Annotated in this window: 11 protein-coding genes and 1 tRNA gene; 1 reads left to right on the forward strand and 11 read right to left on the reverse strand. The window is 32.8% G+C overall.

Annotated elements, in window-relative coordinates:
* Positions 1–15: 15 nt before the first annotated feature.
* The 7 genes from CXF68_RS16485 to CXF68_RS16510 form a co-directional block, all read right to left on the reverse strand.
* The gene (locus CXF68_RS16485; protein ID WP_101046211.1) at positions 16–12,807 is read right to left on the reverse strand and encodes a gliding motility-associated C-terminal domain-containing protein; all 12,792 of its coding nucleotides are present in this window, start codon (positions 12,805–12,807) and stop codon (positions 16–18) included.
* A 411-nt stretch (positions 12,808–13,218) separates the two neighbouring features.
* A complete protein-coding gene (locus tag CXF68_RS16490) occupies positions 13,219–14,319 on the reverse strand; it encodes a slipin family protein (RefSeq protein ID WP_101046212.1) in 1,101 nt (366 codons plus the stop codon).
* Between the two features lie 357 nt (positions 14,320–14,676).
* A tRNA-Arg gene (locus tag CXF68_RS20675) sits at positions 14,677–14,767 on the reverse strand.
* 397 nt (positions 14,768–15,164) lie between these two features.
* On the reverse strand, positions 15,165–15,695 hold the full coding sequence (locus CXF68_RS16495) for a lipopolysaccharide assembly protein LapB (RefSeq protein ID WP_101046213.1): 531 nt from the start codon (positions 15,693–15,695) through the stop codon (positions 15,165–15,167).
* A 92-nt stretch (positions 15,696–15,787) separates the two neighbouring features.
* Entirely contained in the window at positions 15,788–16,480 is a 693-nt protein-coding gene (gene prfH / locus CXF68_RS16500) for a peptide chain release factor H (protein ID WP_101046214.1), read from the reverse strand.
* A 222-nt stretch (positions 16,481–16,702) separates the two neighbouring features.
* Positions 16,703–18,094, reverse strand: a complete 1,392-nt coding sequence (locus CXF68_RS16505; RefSeq protein WP_101046215.1) for an RtcB family protein — start codon at positions 18,092–18,094, stop codon at positions 16,703–16,705.
* Between the two features lie 756 nt (positions 18,095–18,850).
* Positions 18,851–19,138 (reverse strand): phage repressor protein, encoded by a 288-nt coding sequence (locus CXF68_RS16510; RefSeq protein ID WP_101046216.1) that lies wholly within the window; start codon positions 19,136–19,138, stop codon positions 18,851–18,853.
* A gap of 566 nt (positions 19,139–19,704) precedes the next feature.
* Between CXF68_RS16510 and CXF68_RS16515 the strand changes: the two genes are divergently transcribed.
* Positions 19,705–21,099 carry a glycosyltransferase gene (locus tag CXF68_RS16515; RefSeq protein ID WP_101046217.1) on the forward strand — a complete coding sequence of 465 codons (1,395 nt, stop codon included), beginning with the start codon at positions 19,705–19,707 and terminating at the stop codon, positions 21,097–21,099.
* Between the two features lie 251 nt (positions 21,100–21,350).
* On the opposite strand, the gene CXF68_RS16520 is transcribed toward CXF68_RS16515, so the two are convergent.
* The 4 genes from CXF68_RS16520 to CXF68_RS16535 all read right to left on the reverse strand — a co-directional run bounded on the left by CXF68_RS16520 (position 21,351) and on the right by CXF68_RS16535 (position 24,620).
* Positions 21,351–22,022, reverse strand: a complete 672-nt coding sequence (locus CXF68_RS16520) for a hypothetical protein (protein ID WP_101046218.1) — start codon at positions 22,020–22,022, stop codon at positions 21,351–21,353.
* Between the two features lie 7 nt (positions 22,023–22,029).
* A complete protein-coding gene (locus CXF68_RS16525; protein ID WP_101046219.1) occupies positions 22,030–22,734 on the reverse strand; it encodes a DUF434 domain-containing protein in 705 nt (234 codons plus the stop codon).
* Positions 22,727–23,785 carry a DNA polymerase beta superfamily protein gene (locus CXF68_RS16530; RefSeq protein WP_101046220.1) on the reverse strand — a complete coding sequence of 353 codons (1,059 nt, stop codon included), beginning with the start codon at positions 23,783–23,785 and terminating at the stop codon, positions 22,727–22,729. Before CXF68_RS16530 ends, CXF68_RS16525 begins: the two co-directional genes overlap by 8 nt.
* A 91-nt stretch (positions 23,786–23,876) precedes the next feature.
* A complete protein-coding gene (locus CXF68_RS16535; protein ID WP_101046221.1) occupies positions 23,877–24,620 on the reverse strand; it encodes a nucleotidyltransferase domain-containing protein in 744 nt (247 codons plus the stop codon).
* Between the last annotated feature and the right edge of the window lie 6 nt (positions 24,621–24,626).

Raw genomic sequence — 24,626 nt, forward strand, 5'->3', positions numbered from 1 at the left:
TCTTATTTTTAATTTTTATCGAACAATATATAACCATCCTACCTTAACTTTAGTTCCATCTCCTAAATCAAGTACATAATAATATGTTCCGACTGGTAATTGCACATCCTTATTAACTACCGCTCTTCCGTTAGATGTTCCTTCAAAAGTATTGTCATATCCTAATTTAGAATACACAATATTTCCCCATCTATTAAAAATTTCTAATTTATTGTTTGGGTAATTACTAATACAATCAATATAAAATACTTCATTTTCAGTATTTCCATTTGGTGAAAACTTATTATGAACTTTAAGACAAATAGGTGTTATTACAGCACTATTAGTATCATTACTTGTATCTGAATCTATTTGATCTAAAGATGTTAATGATGCCGTATTTAAATAATCTTTAATATCTAATACCTTAACTTCAATTTCTAATATTTCTAAAGAACCTACAGATACCATTGGTAAATTCCATTCACCACCACTATTATCATAAGAACCTGAAGTTGAAACTGACGATACATATTCATATCCTGAAGGTAAAACTTCTGAAATGATTACTGATGTTGCATCTATTTGTCCTTCATTACCTACAGTAATCGTAAAAGTAATAATATCGCCAATCGATGGCTCTAAAACATCTACTTCTTTAGTAACTGTTACATCTGCTGTTGGTGTATTTATAAAACTATTAGATTCATCATTTTCACTTTGATCACCGTCATCGTTTCCTGGTGTACTATTAAGATCAAATTGATCACTAGCTGTTATTTGAGCTATGTTTAAATATTCTCCATCTTGTAATGTTGGCATGTTTACAGTGGCTTCGTACGTAATTGTTAAACCTGTTAATGGTACATTTAAATTAGACCAATTAATTATATTTCCATTTAATAAGCCTCCATTACTTATATTATTTATAGCACTATAACCAATTGGTAAAATATCTTCAATAGCAACTCCTGTTCCATCATTTGGTCCAAAATTATTAATTTTTAATGTAAAAGTTATAACATCTCCTACATTTGCATTTTGATTACCTACTGATTTAATTAACTCTAAATCGGCAAATGCTACTTGCACAACAAAATTAGCTTCATCATCATCGGCTATTCCATCATTTAAATCATCAGATGAAGCATCACTACTCACATCACTATCAGGATCTATTTGATCTGAAGCTACAATTTCTGTAAAGTTGATAAACTCATTTGCAGTGTTAGTAGGGTTATTAACTATAACATCTATAAATAATGTTTGAGAACCGTTTGCTGGAATATTATCTACTGTCCACAACCCTGTTATTGGATTATACACACCTGATGTTGTACTAAACTGTTCATACGAAAATCCTATTGGTAGTATATCTAACACTTCTACATTTGTTGCTGTGTTAGGCCCAGCATTACTTACATTAATTTGAAAACGTAATGCATCACCTGGTTGTGCAGTTGTTATACCTCCTACAGTTGTTTTACTTATCGAAAGATCTGCAATCGTTTGAATAGGTGTTGTATTAGCCTCTGCATAATCATCTTCGGTTGTTAAACCGTTTCCTGGAGTAGAATCATTATCTAAAATATTAGAACCTGTTATTTCCGCAGTGTTTAAATATACACCTGTTGGTTTAACAATTACATCTATTAATAATGTTTCAATAGCTCCGTTTGCTAAATTACCAATAATCCATTCTCCTGAAATTTCATTATAAGTTCCTGTTGAAGAACTAAATGTTTCGAAATCATAACCTGATGGCAATAAGTCTGTTATTTTTACTCCCGTAGCATCTTCTGGTCCATCATTGGTTACTGTTAATTTAAATGTTATTTCATCACCAACCAGTGGTGTTATATCTCCATCTACAACTGCTTTAGTTAAAGATAAATCTGCTAAAGGAATTATTGGAGTAACGACTACATCATCCATATCATCTTCTGATAAAATTCCGTTACCGTGAACAGAATCCGAATCATTTCCGTTTGAAGACATTATTTCTGCAATATTATTATAGTTTCCTACTGCTAATACTGTTGCTGTTACTGTTAACGTTTGAGATGTGTTATTTGGCATATCATCTAACCCATCCCATAACCCTGTTGTTGATGTATAGAATCCTGATGATACTGTATGACTTACATAACTATAACCTGAAGGTAATAAATCTAATACATCTATTCCTGTTGCTCTGTTAGGTCCATTATTTGTTACTACAATATCAAATGTAATTTGACTTCCTATAACTGGTGAATGATTACCATCTGTTACTACTTTAGTTAGTGATAAATCAGAATTTGATAACATAGGTGTAACTACTGCATCATCCATATCATCTTCTGACAAAATTCCATTACCATGTACAGAATCTACATCAAACTCATTTACGAACAGAACTTCTGCAATATTGTTATAATTACCTGTTGATAATACTATTGCTGTTACTGTTAAAGTTTGAGATGTACTATTTGGCATATCATCAAGTCCGTCCCATATTCCTGTTGCTGGTGTATAAAATCCTGATGATACTGTATGGCTTACATAACTATAACCTGAAGGTAGTAAATCAACCACATTTACTCCTGTTGCTGAACTAGGCCCATCATTTGTTACTACAATATCAAATGTAATTTCATTCCCAATAATTGGTGTATAATTACCATCTGTTACTACTTTAGTTAATGAAATATCGTTCTGTTTAACTATCGGTGTGACACTTGTTTCATCATCGTCTGCTATTCCATCGCCATTATCATCTACACTAGCTCCTGAGCTTGGATCACTGTCTGGATCGTATTGATCACTTCCGCTAATCTCCGCATTGTTTGTATAAACAACTCCTGCTCCTGGTGCTAATATCGTAGTGGTATAACTTACACTCACGGTTCCGTTATTCGCTGGTACACTTAAACTTATCCAATCAATCGTGGTTCCTGTTGCTACCCCTCCATCATTTATCGTTCCGATCGTATATCCGTTTGGTACTACATCTTTTATTGAAACGCCTGTCGCAACATTTGGCCCTGCATTGGTTACTGTGATTGTAAAGGTTACAACATCACCTACATTTGGAGCCATATTACTAACTGTCTTCGCAATACTTAAATCCGATTGTTGGATTGTTATCGATACTGAACTTTCATCATCATCCGATATTCCATCGCCATTATCATCTACACTTGCATCACTCGTAACATCACTATCAATATCAAACTGATCACTTGCAGTGATTTCTGCTACATTTAAATACTCATTCAATACGCCTGTTGGGGCATCTACTGTTGCTTCAAAAGTTAAACTTACAGATCCGCCATTGGTAACGGTTAAATTAGACCATGTTACTGTATCTGTACTTCCGCCTAAACTTCCTGCTCCACTGATGTTTGTGATGCCGCTATAGCCTGCAGGCACAACATCTACAACACTTACATTGGTGGCATCGTTATTTCCTGCATTGCTTACTAATAATGTAAAGGTTACTACATCACCTACATTTGGACTCGCATTACTTACACTTTTTAATAAACTTAAATCTGCCGTTTGAGGCGTAATTGTTGAGGCTACCTGATCATCTTCTGTTAAAACATTATTATTAGGACTACTGTTTGGATCATATTGATCACTTGCTGTAATCTCTGCTACATTGATATAACTTATTCCTGTTCCTGGGGCTAATACTCTTGCTGTATAAGTTACCGACAATGTATTACTTCCTACCGTAGCTGATACATTTAAGCCACTCCAAACAATAACGTTTCCTGTTTGGGTTCCGGTTCCTGCACTTACGATTTGTAAACCGTTTGGAACGGTATCGGTAACATTTACTCCAGTAGCATCACTCGATCCGTTGTTGGTTATAACAACTGTATAGGTGATTACGTCTCCTACATTTGGAGTTAATATACTCGGGGTTTTTGCCAATTCTAAATCTGCTTGACTTGGGGTTACCGTTTCTGTATCCTGGTCATCTTCTGCTGATACATCATTATTTGGTGTACTATTCGGATCATACTGATCACTTGCTGTTACCTGAGCGATATTCTGATATTCATTCGCTGCTCCTGTTGGGGCATTTACCGTTACTTTATAGGTTAAACTTACTGAACTTGCGCCTACTGCTACGTTTAATCCACTCCAATTAATTGTTGTTGCGCCTGCATTGTAAACTCCTGAATTATCAATACTTCCTGGCACTAAACTATAACCTAATGGTAGTACATCTTCAATATCTACGCCTGTGGCTGCATCGCCTACATTACTTAATGCAATGGTAAATGTTAACACATCGCCTACTTCTATAGTGCCGCCATTATCATCAACGTAATTCTTTGCTAAACTTAAATTTGATTGTTGTGGGGTTATGCTAAAAAAGGTATCATCATCTTGGTCTGTCGTACTCTGTTGTACTGCCGGATCACTATCTGGATCATGCTGATCACTCTTGGTGATCTCTGCAACATTACGATACTGATTCACGGCACCTGTTGGTGCTTTAACAGTTGCCATATAGGTTAATGTAATACTGCTTCCTGATGCAATTACTAAATTACTCCAAGTTGCTGTGTTTCCTGTTGCTACTCCTGCATTGTTTACCGTTCCTAATGTATATCCTGCTAATGGCAATACATCAACTACTTCAACTCCTGTTGCTGCACTTGGGCCTGCATTACTTATCGTTAACTCAAAAGTTAATACATCGCCTACATTTGGCGTTACACTTCCTGCTGATAATCCTTTGGTGATACTTAAATCTGATTGCTCAACTGTTGGTGTGACACTTGTTTCATCATCATCTGAAATTCCATCGCCATTATCATCTACTCCTGAACCTACCGTTGGATCACTGTCTGGATCGTATTGATCACTTCCGCTAATCTCCGCATTGTTCGTATAAACAACTCCTGCTCCTGGTGCTAATACCGTAGCCGTATAACTTACACTTACGGTTCCGTTATTCGCTGGTACACTTAAACTTATCCAATCAATCGTGGTTCCTGTTGCTAATCCACTATCATTTATCGTTCCGATCGTATATCCGTTTGGTACAATATCTTGTATCGAAACGCCTGTTGCTACATTTGGCCCTGCATTGGTTACTGTGATTGTAAAGGTTACAACATCACCTACATTTGGAGCCATATTACTAACTGTCTTCGCAATACTTAAATCCGATTGTTGGATTGTTATCGATACTGAACTTTCATCATCATCCGATATTCCATCGCCATTATCATCTACACTTGCATCACTCGTAACATCACTATCAATATCAAACTGATCACTTGCAGTGATTTCTGCTACATTTAAATACTCATTCAATACGCCTGTTGGGGCATCTACTGTTGCTTCAAAAGTTAAACTTACAGATCCGCCATTGGTAACGGTTAAATTAGACCATGTTACTGTATCTGTACTTCCGCCTAAACTTCCTGCTCCACTGATGTTTGTGATGCCGCTATAGCCTGCAGGCACAACATCTACAACACTTACATTGGTGGCATCGTTATTTCCTGCATTGCTTACTAATAATGTAAAGGTTACTACATCACCTACATTTGGACTCGCATTACTTACACTTTTTAATAAACTTAAATCTGCCGTTTGAGGCGTAATTGTTGAGGCTACCTGATCATCTTCTGTTAAAACATTATTATTAGGACTACTGTTTGGATCATATTGATCACTTGCTGTAATCTCTGCTACATTGATATAACTTATTCCTGTTCCTGGGGCTAATACTCTTGCTGTATAAGTTACCGACAATGTATTACTTCCTACCGTAGCTGATACATTTAAGCCACTCCAAACAATAACGTTTCCTGTTTGGGTTCCGGTTCCTGCACTTACGATTTGTAAACCGTTTGGAACGGTATCGGTAACATTTACTCCAGTAGCATCACTCGATCCGTTGTTGGTTATAACAACTGTATAGGTGATTACGTCTCCTACATTTGGAGTTAATATACTCGGGGTTTTTGCCAATTCTAAATCTGCTTGACTTGGGGTTACCGTTTCTGTATCCTGGTCATCTTCTGCTGATACATCATTATTTGGTGTACTATTCGGATCATACTGATCACTTGCTGTTACCTGAGCGATATTCTGATATTCATTCGCTGCTCCTGTTGGGGCATTTACCGTTACTTTATAGGTTAAACTTACTGAACTTGCGCCTACTGCTACGTTTAATCCACTCCAATTAATTGTTGTTGCGCCTGCATTGTAAACTCCTGAATTATCAATACTTCCTGGCACTAAACTATAACCTAATGGTAGTACATCTTCAATATCTACGCCTGTGGCTGCATCGCCTACATTACTTAATGCAATGGTAAATGTTAACACATCGCCTACTTCTATAGTGCCGCCATTATCATCAACGTAATTCTTTGCTAAACTTAAATTTGATTGTTGTGGGGTTATGCTAAAAAAGGTATCATCATCTTGGTCTGTCGTACTCTGTTGTACTGCCGGATCACTATCTGGATCATGCTGATCACTCTTGGTGATCTCTGCAACATTACGATACTGATTCACGGCACCTGTTGGTGCTTTAACAGTTGCCATATAGGTTAATGTAATACTGCTTCCTGATGCAATTACTAAATTACTCCAAGTTGCTGTGTTTCCTGTTGCTACTCCTGCATTGTTTACCGTTCCTAATGTATATCCTGCTAATGGCAATACATCAACTACTTCAACTCCTGTTGCTGCACTTGGGCCTGCATTACTTATCGTTAACTCAAAAGTTAATACATCGCCTACATTTGGCGTTACACTTCCTGCTGATAATCCTTTGGTGATACTTAAATCTGATTGCTCAACTGTTGGTGTGACACTTGTTTCATCATCATCTGAAATTCCATCGCCATTATCATCTACTCCTGAACCTACCGTTGGATCACTGTCTGGATCGTATTGATCACTTCCGCTAATCTCCGCATTGTTCGTATAAACAACTCCTGCTCCTGGTGCTAATACCGTAGCCGTATAACTTACACTTACGGTTCCGTTATTCGCTGGTACACTTAAACTTATCCAATCAATCGTGGTTCCTGTTGCTAATCCACTATCATTTATCGTTCCGATCGTATATCCGTTTGGTACAATATCTTGTATCGAAACGCCTGTTGCTACATTTGGCCCTGCATTGGTTACTGTGATTGTAAAGGTTACAACATCACCTACATTTGGAGCCATATTACTAACTGTCTTCGCAATACTTAAATCCGATTGTTGGATTGTTATCGATACTGAACTTTCATCATCATCCGATATTCCATCGCCATTATCATCTACACTTGCATCACTCGTAACATCACTATCAATATCAAACTGATCACTTGCAGTGATTTCTGCTACATTTAAATACTCATTCAATACGCCTGTTGGGGCATCTACTGTTGCTTCAAAAGTTAAACTTACAGATCCGCCATTGGTAACGGTTAAATTAGACCATGTTACTGTATCTGTACTTCCGCCTAAACTTCCTGCTCCACTGATGTTTGTGATGCCGCTATAGCCTGCAGGCACAACATCTACAACACTTACATTGGTGGCATCGTTATTTCCTGCATTGCTTACTAATAATGTAAAGGTTACTACATCACCTACATTTGGACTCGCATTACTTACACTTTTTAATAAACTTAAATCTGCCGTTTGAGGGGTTGGAATAGTAAATGAAGACTGATCGTCTTCGGTTATAATGTTATTATTAGGTGTACTATCTGGATCAAATTGATCACTTGCTATAATTTCTGCTATATTTTTATACTCATTAGTTAAATTTACTGGAATATTAACTTTTACATCATACGTAAGACTTAAAGTACCTGTAGCTGTTGTTAAACCTAATCCACTCCAATTAATAATATTTCCTGATAAAGTTCCTCCATTACTTATATTCGTAATATTACTATAACCAGTAGGAATAACATCTTTAATATTAATTCCTGTAGCATCATTTACTCCTGCATTAGTTAATACTAATTCGAAAGTAATTATGTCACCTACATTAGCTGGTAAAACTGTTCCTGAATTCTGTACCCCTTTAACTAAACTTAAATCTGTTGACTGAATAGTTACTTCTGCTGAATCTTCATCATCTTCACTTTGGTCTCCATCATCATTATTAGGTATACTATCTGGATCAAAATTATCACTTGTAATAATTTGAGCTGTATTAACATAGGGACCAGTTTCTTTAACTGTAGCATTAAGGGTTAAATTTATAGTAGCCCCACTTGTAATACTTAAATTTGTCCAAGTAATTTTTTGAGCTCCCAAATCAAAAGAGCCACCGTTAGAAACAGTTCCTGGCACCAAAGAATAACCTATCGGTAAAATGTCAGACACACTAACTCCTGTTGCCTCTGAATTAGATCCACTCGAATCATTATTATAAATAGCAATCGTAAATGTTACTACATCACCAATATTTACGTTAGAATTTGACACTGTTTTAGTGAGTTCTAAATCTGAAATTGGGTTAATAGTTATTGTAACTTGATCTGTAGCTTTATTACAAGAACCATTATCAATACTCCATTCAAAAACATAAGTTCCTACTTGTGTTCCTCCTAATGCTGTGGTAGCACTATTTACATTTATAAAAGAAACTGTAGAAGGACCTGATATTTGACTCCAAGTACCAACTCCTACAGTTGGTGGTGTTGCTCCGAGTGTTACACTAGAAAATTCTGGTAAAGCTTGATTTGGACCAGCTTCTGTCGTTATAGGGTCTGTATAAACAACAATTTTTGTTATTGATGAATTTGAACAACCACCACCTACTGCTGTCCATTTAAATTCGTAAGTACCAGGAGCAAGTCCATTTACCAAACTATTAGGGTTATTAGGTGAAAGTACATTTACCGCACTTCCCATTGGCGAACTCTCTATTGTCCATGTACCAGTACCTTCTGTTAAAGGTGTTGCATTTAAAAAAGTACTTGTTACATCACAAAATTCCTGATCTATACCAGCTATTGCGGTAGAAGGAGGTAAAGCTGGAAATGTAACAATAACAGTATCTGATTGAGGGCCACATGGAGTTCCTATTCCATATGGTGAGCCATTAGAAACTGTCCATGTCAACTCATATTCTCCAACCTCTATATCTGATAAACTAGTAACTGGATTGTTAATATTATCAATTGTTGCTGTTCCTCCTGATCCTATTGGGTGACTCGTAATTGTCCAAGTTCCTATTCCTGATTCTGATGGTGTTGCATCAGTTTTATAATCTAATTGACAAGCGTTATTATTAGCAGTACCTGCTTCTATAGGTTTTGGGCTTTCAAACACTTCAATTCTAAGAATATCAGCCAAATCTGTACAAAAACTAGAAGAAAAATTAAGTTGAACAATATATAAACCTGGTTTAGTTAATCCACTGATGGTAGATGATAAAGTATGTGGTGTAGGTGGAAAAGAAGCACTTGCTCCTGTAGGTTCTGATAAAACTTTCCATTCAACAGCATTTACATCTGCAGGAATAGCAGCATTAAGTGCCATTACATTTAATGAAGTATTTACTCCTGGTGTTGGATCATCTAAACAGACTGTAACAGGTGGCCCTAAATTTGGAGCTTCACTTGGCCCATCACTAATCGTTACTGTTACTTGCTCAGAAGAGTTCGGACAACCTGGATAATCTGTTGTATATTCAAAAACATAAGTATTCCCAGGAATTACATTTGCATTTGCAACATTACTATTACTTGGAGATTGTGATGGTGAATGTGCTGTATTTTCAGCAGGTGTAGGTACTACAGTATTAATTGATACCAAACTCCATACACCCGTTGTACCTTCAGTAGCTTCTAAAAAAACGCTTGTTACTTCGCAAAGATTAATTGATGATATTGTTGTAGAAGCTTTATATACATTAATCGTTACCTCAGCAGAATCGTCAGGACAAATAATTGAATTACTTGATGTTGTCCATCTAAAAACATAACTTCCTGTAACTAATCCATTAACGTTTATATTATGTTTATCTTCTGCCACAGGATACGTTATCATTGGCGTATTTGGCCCTGAAACTATTGTCCAAAAACCAACTTCTTCGTTTGGATTTAATAAAGCATTAGCATTTATTAAAGTTTGACTACTATTACAAACTGCTCCTGATGGAGTCGTAATAACTGCAGCTGTTGGGGCAATCCCTATATTTATTGTCACTGTTTCTGAAGGAAGACTTGAAGTACATCCTCCATATGAAATATCCCATTCAAAAACATAAGTTCCGTTTGATAAATTAGAGAACTCAGCCATAGGGCTATTAATATTATCTACTATATAACCTGTATTACCTGACACTAATTTCCAAGTTCCTATTCCACCAAATATTGCTGGATCTATAGCATTCATTTGAAATGAACCAGTTACTGATGTTACACACAAACTTTGATCTGAACCAGCACTAACAGGAACATTTGTATCTGCTATTACAATATTAACCGTATCGGTTGTTGAGCTACAGTTTACACCAGATGGAACACTGTCAATTGTCCATCTAAATTCATATTGACCATTTATTAAGTTTGCTAAACTAGCATTTGTGTCATTGATTGACGGGCTAAAAGTTGCTATTGTTGGCCCTGAAACTTGCGTCCAAGTACCTTGTTCATTTACTTTCAAAGGCAAAGAACTATTAGCTTGTAATGTTGCTGTTGTACTTCCTGATGAAATACACTGATCTATACCTGCTTTTGCAAGTGTTGGTGATTCAAACGCTGTAGTTGTTATAACAACGGTGTCTACAGCTGGCGCTCCACAATCTCTATATCCATCAGCTTCATCTACAGTCCATGTAATTGTATATGGGTTACTTCCTAGTGTAAAACCAGTTACAATTGCATTAGGATCGTTTATATTTGGAGAGAAGGTTAATCCATCTGGTGATGACCATTCTCCTTTTTGACTTTCAAGTAAAGGGTCGGCTGCTAATTGGGCTGAACCATTAATACAGACATCTTGGGGAGAACCAGCTTCTAATGGATAATTACTTAATGGAGTTACTATTACTGTAGTTGTATCTATAGCTGGAGGGCAATTAACTCCTGAAGTAACAGTATACTGAAAAACATAAGTACCGGGAATAAGTCCTGTAATACTAGTACTTGATGCATATCTATCATCAATAGCGGCATTAGTCATACCGTGATCTCCATCTAATAAAGACCATAAAGATGTTTCTCCTAATGCAACTATATTTCCTGATATACTTCCATCAACTTGACCGCAAACAAATTGTTGATCTGTACCTGTAACAGCTCCTGACGGGCTTTTAGATACATAAATTTTTATAGTACTACTTGCTTCATCGCACCCCAATAATAGGCTCCCTGTTCTTTCTCTTACTAATTTTAAAGTATACATTCCAGGAACATCAAAACCAGTTACCTTTCTTGTTCCATTTGCACCGCTTCTTGTACCTAATGACACAGGGAATGCTAATAAAGAAGCAGTAGGTCCATCGGTTATTGTATATACTGTTCTATTGCCCCCTACAGAAGTATAAGGAATAGCTATTTCATTGATATCACAGTCTAAAACTACATCTGCCCCTCCGTTAGCTACAATACTAATATTTGATACATTATACCTTATAAAAACATTTGCAGATGTTTCACAATTTGTTACTATATTTTTTATCGTATATTTAAATTCATATGTTTTATTTGTCCCACCAGGTGGCACCAAACCAGTTACTTGAGTAGTACTACTACCATCATCTACAATTGTTACAGCTGCATGACTATCTACTTGTTCCCATAAAACAGTTTCATCTGCAAAATTAGGTAAAGATCCAGATAATGTAACTTCTGTAACTGAAGCGTCACAGATTCTTTGGCTCCCACTTGTTGACGCTACTGTTACATCTTGCGTAGCTGGAAGAATTTTTATAGTTACTGTATCGCTACCTGATGCACACGGTCCAACGACATCCCATCTAAAAACATAATCACCTTCCATTAAATTTGATACTCCTGTATTATTCCGATTAACATTTGCAATCGTAGGTAAAGAAGGCCCACTAACAAATGACCATGTTCCTTGTTGACCATTTAAACCACTACCACCAAAACTACCTGCTAAGTTTGTTGATTGACTTACAGTATAACAACCATCTAACTCATCATCTGCTCCTGCAAATACTGGATCTAATCCTCCATAATTAGTAACTGTAATCTGATCAGAAGATTCACAACTACCTGATGATGAAGTTATCGTCCATACTAATGTTGTTACTCCTCCATTTGTTTTTGGTAGTGTAATTACAGTCGAAGCAGAATTTGTATTTGTTATTACAACACCTGCAGCATTATCTCCATTCAAGAACGTCCATTTTCCTGTTTCACCAGAAATAACATTTGGCTCATTACCAATAATAACTAAAGAACCCGAATTATCTGGACATGAAGCAACATCATTTCCTGCATCAGCAACTGTAATATTTGTTACTGTAATTGTTACATCTTGAAAAGGTGTATTTCCATTTCCACAAGTTCCTGAATACCTAAATTTATAAACATTACCACCTGTATATCCTGTAATTATGGGTTCATCAATATTTGGATTACTAATTACTACAGATGGTCCTGAAATTTGAGTCCAAATTGGACCATCTGTAAAAGTTCCATTTCTTATACCTTGTAAAACCAAAGGTTCATTAGCACATATAGTTTGTGGTAATCCTGCTATAACTGTACAAGATTGGGAGTAAACATTTATAGTTTGCACTAGATTTAACAGAAGGAATAAAAAGAAAATATTTGATTTAAAAAAAGAAGCAATTAAGTTTTTTTTTTTCATACTATTTATATGTGACTGGTGGTTTATAATTTATTAAAAGTACTTATTTTTAAGGTAATTTTAACATTTTTTTTTTCACAAAAAAAAAATGTTTTACGTAAAACCTAAAACATAAACATACAATAATAACTAATTTAAAATGCACCTATAAGTATTTTACCGTAAAAAAAGTAAGGTAAAACCGTAAAAAAAATCTAATTAAAAATTGATAATTTTCAACATCTGATTTTAACATATATTGATTAATTATACCATAAAGACACTAATATTTTAAGAAATATAGTTGTTCAAAAAACTGCCAATAAAAAATACTCATTAGGTTAAAAATAAACATTACTTAAATTACTCCCTTTATACTATAAACTCATGAATAACATCAAAAAAAGGCTGTCAATAAACGACAACCTTTTATTATTTATTCGCAGCAAAAATTTCTTTTAATTGCTTTACCATATTTCCGTTTCCAGAAACAGAAATCTCTCCTACTTTATCTGCAATTTTCTCAACATATTCCATTTCTTTTAATTTGAATAACATTTCGTTACTTTCCATTAATTTAGCAGTGTTTAATAAACTTCTAGTAGAAGCTGTTTCTTCTCTTCTAGTAATTATATTAGCTTGTGCCTTTTTTTGAGCAATTAAAACCTGATTCATAATCTCTTTCATATCTCCAGTTAAAATTACATCTCTAATTCCGCAGTTAATAATTTTCACCCCCAATTCATCGGTGTTTTTAGATACTTCATTAAATACAGCTGTTGCAATATTTTCTTTTTCAGCTAATAATTCATCTAGAGTATACGTACCAACATACATTCTTAATGCCAATTGCATTAATATATATAATTGCTTTTCATACTCTTTGTTTTCTAACAACGCTTTTTCAATAGCAACAACTTTATATTGTGTGTAAAAATTGATTCTAATCGTTGCTTTATCTTTGGTTAATAACTCTTGTCCTGCTATTTCTAATTGTAATTGCCTCATATCTGCTTTTGCAATTTTAATAGTTGTATCATTTTTCCAAAATCGATACGTTCCACCTGTTAAGGTTTTAATGTGTGCATCATTAACTAGTAATACTGCTTTTTCATAAGCTGCTACTTCAAATATTCTAATGTACTTGTTAAATTCATAGTTACTAAACAATGCTTTATCAATAGCTTCTGTAATATAAATTTTACTGATGTCAATCTTCTGAAATCTTCTATTTACAAAACCTTTCCAATAAAAATATCTCCCCGCTTGTAAGACCCTCGTAAAGTTATCATTCTCATAAATAATAACCAATTCATTATCTTTTACATTAACAACTTCGAGCATTTCAGCTAAAACAATGTCTTTTAATAAAATTTCTATCGCTACAGCCGCATTAAATTCTTTTGTTAAATCATATATAATTACGTTTTGGTTTAAAAATAACCAATGGCTTCCTTGTGTAATTACCTTTTGATAATCTCCATTTTTAAATATTAATCCTACTTTTCCTGTATTAATTCTTACTCTTTTCATTTTTTATAATTTTTAAATTCTGATAATTTATTCTTTATTAATTTCAGAATGATTCATTTTATATAACATTCTCTGTAACGGAGAAATATGTGTTAATTTTAAAAACGATACGCTAAAATGCTTAACAAATTACGGAAGTGATTGGTATAAAAAAGTTTGAAACTTCTTTTTAAAAATGGATTGAATTCATAAATAAAATCAACTGATTTATAAAAAGTTATTCCTTACTATTTTTAAAACTAAAAACTTCAAAGTTCTTTTTTAAGTGTTTATTAAAAAACTCATTTAGAACGTATCGTTTTATTTTTTAATAATCAGTTTTACAAGGTGATTAGCTTAAGGGGCTTTACTCAAGCCAAGAGGTTGGACTCGAACCAACTCGCCCTGAGGCTTACCATAATTACTAGAACCGAAATCTAGTGCATTTGACCGCTCTGCCATATCCTTTCGGATAGTGGGATTCGAACCCACGAATTTTTCTATTGCATTAACCGGACTGTGCTACATAACTTTCGTTATGGAAGGATTCGAACCTTCGTATATAGAGTGAGATTATTTTTTGGGAAATAATCGAAACCTTCAAGACTAGTTGCATATAAAAACCGAATACAAAAACTGTACAGATTTATACAATGGTGCTATACAGAAACACACAACAAGACTTGCTTGATATTTTTAAATGTCATTGCGAGAGAAACGAAGCAATCTTTTCTTTTAAACTAGAAGCTTACTTCGTTATATTACCTCATAACGACATATTTATTTTAATTCATTTTTTCTTTTTCTTAATAACACTACAAATATGCAATGCTATTACGCATTGTATTTGCGTAGTATAATTTAGTTTACTTTTTTTTCGCTTTTTTGCCTGTTTTAGTACGTTTGCTCTTCTTTTTCTTTGGCATTTTTTCTTTAACTCTTTCTTTCTGTTCTTTTATAGTTTGTATAAACTCTGAATTAAAAGCGTTTTCTTTAGCTAATTTGATAAAACTCAATGCAATCTTGTACTTTTTAAGTTGCTCATTTAAAGCTGCCTTTTTTAAGTATAATAGTGCTTTATCTGATCCTTTTACCGTTAATGCAAAATCAATAAAAGTATCAGCTTCTTTTACATCTTCATTCCATAATAACACATTAATATAATGTGTATATACCTCAAAAGCATTGATATTTATTGCTAGTACCTCTTTGTAATAACCAATCGCCTCAGTATACTTATATAACCTTTCGGCATATACCCTACCCATTAATGTTAATGCCATGGTATTTTTATCATCATATGATAAGGCATAATTTAAGGACTCCATTGTTTCTTCTAAATCGTAGTGATAAGAATCTAGTGCTTTAAAAACGTAATTATTTATACTATTCCCCATATTGTTTCTTGTTTCTAATTGTGAGAGATACGAAGCTATCTTTTCATTTAATCTAACAGATTACTTCGTTATTCTTCCTCGTAATGACGTATTTATTCTAATTGTTTTCTTAAATCGGTTTTTAACTGACTTCGTTTTGTTTTAAAAGATTTCTCTTGCTTTTTTTGTTTAAAATCAGAACCTGTAAATATTCTTACAGGGTTTCCTCTTTCTAAACTTAAATGGTTTTCCCATTCACTTTTTACAGCTTCTTTTAACTGATTTGTATTGTGCTCTCGAATCTTTTCTTTTAAGCGTTCTATCGCTATTTTTTTATTTTGATGTTGAGAACGACTATCCATTACCAAAACTTGAATTCCTGTTGGTGTATGTTTTGCTCTTACAGCAGAACTTACTTTGTTTACATGTTGTCCGCCAGCTCCAGAACTTCTAATAGCCTGAAATTGAATTTCATTTTCATTGATTGTTTTTTCTTCAAATTGATGTAATTCATAACATCCTATAAACCAATTTTTACGTTTATGATATTTTCTGAATGTTGATGTGCCAATCCATTGAATTGAGCCTAACCAATCGTTTAAAAATTCGGGAAGTTGTTTTCCTTTTAATTCTATACTAACTGATTGTACCGTGCCATTCTCTATTCCGTTTTCTTTGTGAAGAATCTGATATACAATCTTATTATGTATCAATTCTTTTAAAAATAGTTTTAACACTTTGGCTACTACCCAAGCACATTCTGCGGGTCCTTTTGCAGCTGTTAATTGTATTATTTTAGTTTTCATTATTTCTTATTATTTATGCTAATACCTTTGCAAGTACACTTGCGTTAGGGATTGAAGCGGCATCCTTTTTATAGCTTATATAAATACGCGTCATTGCGAGGTACAAAGCAATCTGTTAATCGATTATAAGATTGCCACTGTTTACAAAACAGTAAACTTCGCAATGACAGCTATAAAAAGATATAGTGTAAAGCCCGACCTTTAGGTAACGCCCAAAGAATGCTATTTGTCCATTCGAACAATTTTAGGTGTAAATGTTCCTAACACTTCAACCAATTCTTGTTGATTACTCATTACTTTTTTAATGTTTTTGTACGCCATTGGTGCCTCATCAATTCCGCCCCCAATAAGACTTACATCATTCATTTTTAATTGATGCTTAATTTCACTTTTGGTAAATTTTTCTTTACATTTTTTGCGAGAAAACAAGCGTCCTGCACCGTGTGAAGCAGAATTTAAACTTTCGTTATTTCCTAAGCCTCTAACAATATATCCTGGCGCTGTCATAGAACCCGGAATAATACCTAACTGTCCTTTATTTGCAGGTGTTGCTCCTTTTCTATGTACAATTAATTCTTGTCCATTTATTTGTTCTTTCCAAGCAAAATTGTGATGATTCTCTATTTTAGCAATAGCTTTTGCACCTAATAACTTACCTATACGTTTGTGAATATTATCATGACAAGCCTTTGCATAATCTCCAGCCAAATTCATTGCCAACCAATATTCTTGTCCGTCGTGGGTATTTAAATCTAACCACGCCAAATGCTGTACATTTTTAGGAAGTGGACATTGTTTTGTTGCCAAATACGTGTAGTGTTTGGCTATGTTAGCTCCAAAACCTCTACTTCCGCTGTGGGTTAATAACCCTACATATTCACCAATTGGTAAATCAAACTCATTATTCGCATCTGTAATATTTACAGTTCCAAACTCCACAAAATGGTTTCCTCCTCCCGAGGTTCCTAATTGTTTATAGGCTTTGGTTTTTAAGCGTTTTAATAACGGAATATCATTAAATTCAGTACGTTCAAATATTTCATGATCGTGTTTTACATTGTGTGTTTCACGCATTCCAAATTTGGTATGTTCCGACAAGATATTTTCTAACTGGTGTCGTTTTCCTTTTAAATAAGATGCTTTTATCGGGTAAATTGTTAAACACATTCTACATCCAATATCTACTCCTACTCCGTACGGAATTACTGCATTTTTAGTAGCTAAGACTCCGCCAATTGGCAAGCCATACCCAGCATGTGCATCGGGCATTAAAGCGCCTTGTACCGCTATTGGTAATTTTAAAGCATCATACAATTGATATTTTGCTAAGTCGTCAATTTCGTTTTCTCCGTAAATTGTAAAGGGTGCTCTGGTATTTTTTAATTGATGAAAACGTACTTCTACGGGTTTTATTAATCCTTCAACTACTTTTCCCCAAATGGCATTTCCCTGAAACTTTTCTGGTGTTAACAGCACTTCTTTCGCTTCTTCTAAAATGCGTTCTTTCTTTTCTTTTTTACGGTACCTGTTTATTTGACCTAAAGCAATATTGATACTATTATTCTTTGGAAACCCTAATTTTATTAGGTCTTTTCCCTTTAATTTATTTCCCATGATTTAATTTTGAGATGTTTTTTCTACGGAAGCCAATTTTTTAATTGGTTTCCTTTTAAAATTCCTACTTAGGCAGGAAAACTATAAACTTCGAAAAAATCCCTTGGAAATAAACTCCATAAAAAAAGTCCGAAATTTTAAAACTTCGGACTTTTCATATATAATAGTGTTTGCTATGTATAGTGTGGAAAGTCGCGAAGTAAACAATAAAAAGAACCTAGTTCTCTTTGTATGTTTTTGTTGAATAATGTATTTAACATGTACTTCGTTTTTAATTTTATTGAAAGATCTTTATACTGTACTTAAGGTAACATTTCAATAATAATGTTTTGTGCTTTATTGCGATGCAAACTTATAACGTGTTTTTGAATTACACAAATAAAATTAAATAATAATTACCTAAAAATCAACCAGTTAAAAACAATATAGGCATTAGATTTCCTGCCCACTTTTTGTAGATTCTTTAATTGACTGATTCTTTGTTAAGTACCTTTTTTGCTACACGATTCAAATTGGTTTTCAGGCTTTTAAATTTTTTATAAAAAAAAGCGTCCAAAATTTAATTTTGGACGCTTTTACTTTTTATGGTATAAATTTCTACCTAAAATACAACTCACAAAGTCGCATTTTTGCGTCCTGATATGTGATTTTTTGTATTATCATAGGTTTAAATTTTAGTTTTTTAATTAATTTATAAAATATATGTAAGCGTTTTAACGCTCTTTACTTGTTTTCTTTTAAGAATGTCTATGGTATTTATAGTATTTCTACTACTTTTCCATACACATTTTTTGTCCATCCGTTAATTCTCCCTCGGTTGTTACCTATTAACAATCCTCGTTTGTCATTTTTACCTTTTACAAGGTGCGTAAAGCAGTTTCCACGAACTTTACAAAAAACAATATCTCCAACTTCGCAATTTCCCCAAACAATAGGTTGTAACCGTACTGGTTGTTTCGACTTTAAAAGTGGTAACATAGAATTACCTGGTTCTTTTGAAATAATGGTTTCATCATTAAGTAATTTTTGAATTTTCCAATTCATATTTATTATATTTTATAAATTATGTAGCGCAATACTGTGCTACATATCTCATAAACTATAAAAGAACCTTTTCAATGAACTACTGCAAAGATGCGATAATTAATAGATTACCTCCAAATTTAATTTTCCCGAGCTACGAAAAAGCGTAAATAATATGACAACATTCGTCTATTAAAAAATAATATGTATAAATTCTAAGTGTTTTAATATTTAGATTATTCTAGCTTTCGTATCCCTAAAAAAATAATTCTTCTCAGTACATGCCAATAATTAAGAATATTCTTCAATTCTGTTTTATCGGTAGAATTCTTAAATTACCTGTCTTAAAACGTTTTAACAAAATACTAATATTATTCTAGTTCCGTAATTCTTTCCTTTTATAAACCTCGTTTACTTCCTTTAAAAAGGAGCGGCAACATAATTAGTGTGTAAAAAATATACAGTTGCACGATTAACGTGTAATAAATATACACAAAAAATAATCTGAAACCTATAATAACTAGCAAATAGGCTTTAATTACTAATGGTATGTAAATTGATATAATGGACTTAAATAAAACTATAATATGAGTATAGGAACTATTAATTTAAAATCATTACATACCAAATATCCTAGAGCAAACCAAAAAACGACTCCAATTAACTTTCGAGCTCTTCTTATTATGGTGAGTTCATTTGCTATTATGATTAGTGCTACTTATTCTGTTTACTTATTACAAGATGATTTTTCAAAATTCAATTTCGAAAGATTAAATACAACTTGGGGTTTTACCTTTTTTATACTTGCTGCCACATTGTTTGCTTTTGGAGCAATGACTTTTATTTATGATTTATACTTATATTTTAAATACAAGCCAATAGCATCTGTAAATGATAACGAACTGCCTACTATTACTGTTATAGTACCTGCTTATAATGAAGGTAAACAGGTTTTAGAAACTTTAAAAAGTTTAGATAAAAGTGATTATCCTAAAGAAAAATTACAATTATTGTCTATTGATGATGGTAGTAAAGATGATACTTGGTATTGGATGCAAGAAGCTAAAAGAATTTTAGGTAGTCAAGTTACTATAATGCAACAACCTAAAAATATGGGTAAACGTCATGCCTTGTATCGTGGTTTTAATATTGGTACAGGAGAAGTTTTTGTAACAGTTGATAGTGATTCAATAGTAAAAAAAGATACGCTTCGTAATTTAGTAAGCCCAATAGTTATTGATAAAAAATGTGGCGCTGTAGCTGGTAACATTCAAGTATTAAATAACAAAAAAGCTTTATTACCTAAAATGCTAAATGTAAGTTTTGTAATGAGTTTTGAATTTAAACGCTCTGCTGAAAGTAGTTTAAATTCTGTTTTATGTACTCCTGGTGCATTAGCTGCTTACAGATCAACTGCCGTTTTTGCTTGTTTACCAGAATGGATTGATCAAAAATTTATGGGTAAATCATCTGATATTGGTGAAGATAGAGCGTTAACAAACATGATCTTAAAACAAGGCTATAGCGTTTTATTTCAAAAAAATGCATATGCATATACAAATGTACCTGAAGATTATATAGGCTTATATAAAATGTTTATTAGATGGGATAGAAGTAATGTTCGAGAAAACATTGCGATGTCTAAATATGTATTTACAAATTTTAAAGAAGATAATAAATTTGGGGCAAGATTATTATTTGTTACCCAGTCAATAAAAATGATTATGTCATATCCTTTTTTATTATTTATGCTATATTTCTTATTAACTCACCCCGTTTTATTTATAAGTTCTACTTTATTTAGTATTTTGATAGTATCAACGTTCCCCGTTTTATTTTATGCTAAAAGATATGATTCAAAAGAAGCTTTCTGGGCATATTCTTATAGTATTTTATATACTTTTGGATTATTCTGGATTACTCCATACGCTATTGCTACTGCAGGTAAGAGTGGATGGTTGACTCGTGAAATATCTGCATAAATATATTATTAAGAACCTGTAATAATTAAACTTATTACGGGTTTTTAATTTTTGAAATAGACTAAATATATTAATCTCAAAAAAAAGAAATAATTACCCCTTCATTTTTAAGTACACCCTAATTTAATTTTTACTGAAGGCATAAAGCAGTCTGACAACATTTTATGCAAATTAGGGTGTTTCTTTTTCAACAACATTGATCGTTCAAAAAAATATTCTAAAGGCACAGTAAAAATTATATTTCTTTAATTTCACTTAAAAAAAGGCTCTACAAAACCAATAAATTCTAAGTCTTCTTTTTTCCAACGTGCACCATGTCCTGATGCTATTCTTACTTCATAAACTAATTCATGCTTGTAATGATAATATACATTCCACCAAGTTTTATTTTTTAACATGTTCGTCAATAAACTCCGTACTTTTTTTTCCTTTTCAGCTGGATTTCCAATCGCTTTTCCCCAAAAATTATTTGTGATTCTTTCTGAATGTTTTTCAAAAGCTCTTACCGCTTTCGTAATTTGGGCATTAAAAATTTCAAAACTTGCGTCATAAACTTCTTTGTTTATAGGTGGAATTGCTTTTTCATTTTTAATTGTTGCCGATGTTATTCTTTGCCCTAAAACAATTAGAAAGTCGTTAATATTTATTTCTTGAAACTTTTGCATTGTTTCAAGTATATGCTCTTCTTCTTTTAAAAACTGAAATTTATTAAAAGCTATGCTTCTATTCATTTTAATTTCTTCTTCAAAACAAGGCAATTCATATTTTTTAAGAAAACCTTGTTCTGTAAAATAGTTCGTTAAATTACACGCTATCATTTTAAGATGTTCTTCTTGGCACTTTAATATGTAATGTTCCTTTTTTTGATACAAATACTGTTTTTGTATTTCTATTAATTTATTCTTTAGAGTTTCTTTTTCCATTTCATTATTATTCGCAAGTTATTAAACTAGAGTAATTTTTAGGGATTATAATTTCTATAATATTACTCCATGATTTTATTTTATCTAAAATCCAAGCATCAGAACTTACTCCAATGAACTCACTATTAGCAATAAATTTATCTGGATTATTCAATAGCACAACTTCCCAATTATGTTCTTTTTCTTTTGCATAATCAATTAGCTTTGTTTTCATACGTCCACTATTAGAAACTGGGGCATCAAATACCCAAATAACTTTTGAAACTTTATATTTTTTAAAAAATGCTGCAAAAGTTTCAATTGCAATTTGAGTTTGGCTTACGCTTTTATAAGTTCCGTATAAATTTGATAAATCTCTATACGCTCCATCTCTTCCTTTAAAAACACAGGCTCCAGATAATATACTTTCTAATAATATTAATTGATTAAATCCGTCAATAATTAATGTCGCTCCTTCTAACACTTCAACAGTTACTTTAGTATTTTGCCTATTAACAACAGCTGTTTTACTTGCTGCCATTCCTTTTATAGCTTGTTGCTGCCGTTTATTAAGCTTATAACGATTTCCTACCAATTCACATGAAGATGATTCACCATAACCTCGTTCTAATAAAAAAGACATATCAAATACAGCTTCTTTTATTTTTCGCTGCATAAATACTTCTCCAAATAAATAATCGTCTCTGCCAACTTTACCTCTATTTTTAGCCATTTTGTGTGTAGTGTTCGTTTCTTATAGAAATTAACAGTGAATTAATTTTCTGTGAATCTGGTTTTTCTAACAAATCCGATGCGTGATAAACCAACTCTAATTCTTCTTTCATTTCTTCTGCTCTACTTACCAAATCATCATATTCATATTCAGCATTTTTTATAGCTAACAAAAACTCTCTATCGTTTCGTCTTACATTAATAGTTCCATCTTTTCCAATTTCTTTTGCCATGTGCAATAATCGAAAAGTATGCATCATATTTTTAGCATCATAATTCTTATCATGAGAAATATTGCTTTTATAGCGTTCATCATTTCTTTTTTCAACCCAAGACCAGTACTCTTTATATTTTTTGCAATACGATGAATAACCATCCAAATTACAATATAACATTGCTATTGGTTGTTCTTCTTTTGAAATAGAACTCGTACAAACTTCATTTGCACCTTCTCTTGAGATTCCTTTGTAATTTGAAGACTTACTATAAAATAAATTAAAGCAATTTTTCATATTCGGTATTTTTGCTAATCCGATATTTTCTTTTTCTAATGATTTTTCTTTTAGAAAGTCTTCAATTTTTATAGCTCTCTTGTCTGTTCTTATAACACAAAAATCATCTATTGTTTTACGTTCTTTTTCAACAGGATTAACAATTTTCTTATTTAATCCTCTTGCTTTTTTAATTTGTGTAAATGCATAATTAGCAAAAGTGTTTTCACATAATTTAGATAAAAAATATTCTTTTTTAATCTCATTAAATAATGGATGCTTGTATAAAGTACAATCTTCAGGGACGTTTAGCATTTCTAAAATATTCGGATTATTTCTTGAACATAACTCCATAAATTTTCTTAATTCATAATAAACAATATCATTCGTTTCATTATTTATTTGCCCAATGTAATCTAAAGAGTAAAACTGTTCTTTTGGTAAAACAAACACGCCTCTTATATCTCTATCAGAGGTTGGTGTTTGTAAACCATAAGCTCTACTCCCACTTATACATTCAAAAATAATACTTCCTGATTTTTTTAGTTCTTCTAGTGTCATTATACAATTTTTTATTGTCAGCGCGAGATACGAAGCAATCCGTTTATTGATAAATAGATTATTTCACTTCGTTGTATTCGCAACGATTTTTTTAAATATATTTTAGAAAAAATGCATTGAACTTGTTAGGGTTCGATTTCTTATTTGTTAAACTACTTTTAAGAGAGTTATTCTCTGCTATAATCACTCTAACTAAATCAATCAACTCTTCTGCTACATTTTCAGTACTCTTTTCAATTCGTTTGCTTTTTAGTTGAATCAATTCATCTATTTTACCATGAAAATTTTCGTCAACCAATTCGTATAAGTACTTAAAACATACTGGAGGAATTGTGTTTTTCTTTACAATCCAATTCACGCAAAGTGCTGTACGAATTGTATAAAAAAAACTCTTCAAGGTCATACTTTCTGTTCCTAAAGTTTCTTCAAAACCTTTATTCATAGAATGGAAATGATAAAAGCCAGCAACAGGATTAAAATTATCATTCGCTAATTGTTTAATTTCTTTTAGAAAAACAGCATCTGATTTATAAACAACAGGTGAAAATAACCAGCCTGTAAATGAAGCATTCGACTTAGATAATAATCGTAGTGCTTTTCTTATGTCCCAACCAACACCATCCAAATCATCTTCTGTCATAAATTCAATCGTATCTTTTTGTTCCCAAAGGTTCAAATACCAAGCTGTTTTATGTTTGTATACAAAACGAATGTCATAATCGGAATCTGGAGAAGCAAAGCCCCAAGCTCTACTTCCCGATTCTACTGCTAATAAAATTTCGATATTATTATCTTTTTCTATTTTCTCTAAGTGTTCTAAAATTCTCTTTCCCATTATTTT

Origin of the sequence: Tenacibaculum sp. Bg11-29 (assembly GCF_002836595.1) — a bacterium.
Classification (GTDB): Bacteria; Bacteroidota; Bacteroidia; order Flavobacteriales; family Flavobacteriaceae; genus Polaribacter.

Coding starts and splice junctions, on each gene's coding strand:
- CXF68_RS16485 (WP_101046211.1), bottom strand. CDS start 12,807: ATGAAAAAAAAAAACTTAATTGCTTCTTTTTTTAAATCAAATATTTTC.
- CXF68_RS16490 (WP_101046212.1), bottom strand. CDS start 14,319: ATGAAAAGAGTAAGAATTAATACAGGAAAAGTAGGATTAATATTTAAA.
- CXF68_RS16495 (WP_101046213.1), bottom strand. CDS start 15,695: ATGGGGAATAGTATAAATAATTACGTTTTTAAAGCACTAGATTCTTAT.
- prfH (WP_101046214.1), bottom strand. CDS start 16,480: ATGAAAACTAAAATAATACAATTAACAGCTGCAAAAGGACCCGCAGAA.
- CXF68_RS16505 (WP_101046215.1), bottom strand. CDS start 18,094: ATGGGAAATAAATTAAAGGGAAAAGACCTAATAAAATTAGGGTTTCCA.
- CXF68_RS16510 (WP_101046216.1), bottom strand. CDS start 19,138: ATGAATTGGAAAATTCAAAAATTACTTAATGATGAAACCATTATTTCA.
- CXF68_RS16515 (WP_101046217.1), top strand. CDS start 19,705: ATGAGTATAGGAACTATTAATTTAAAATCATTACATACCAAATATCCT.
- CXF68_RS16520 (WP_101046218.1), bottom strand. CDS start 22,022: ATGGAAAAAGAAACTCTAAAGAATAAATTAATAGAAATACAAAAACAG.
- CXF68_RS16525 (WP_101046219.1), bottom strand. CDS start 22,734: ATGGCTAAAAATAGAGGTAAAGTTGGCAGAGACGATTATTTATTTGGA.
- CXF68_RS16530 (WP_101046220.1), bottom strand. CDS start 23,785: ATGACACTAGAAGAACTAAAAAAATCAGGAAGTATTATTTTTGAATGT.
- CXF68_RS16535 (WP_101046221.1), bottom strand. CDS start 24,620: ATGGGAAAGAGAATTTTAGAACACTTAGAGAAAATAGAAAAAGATAAT.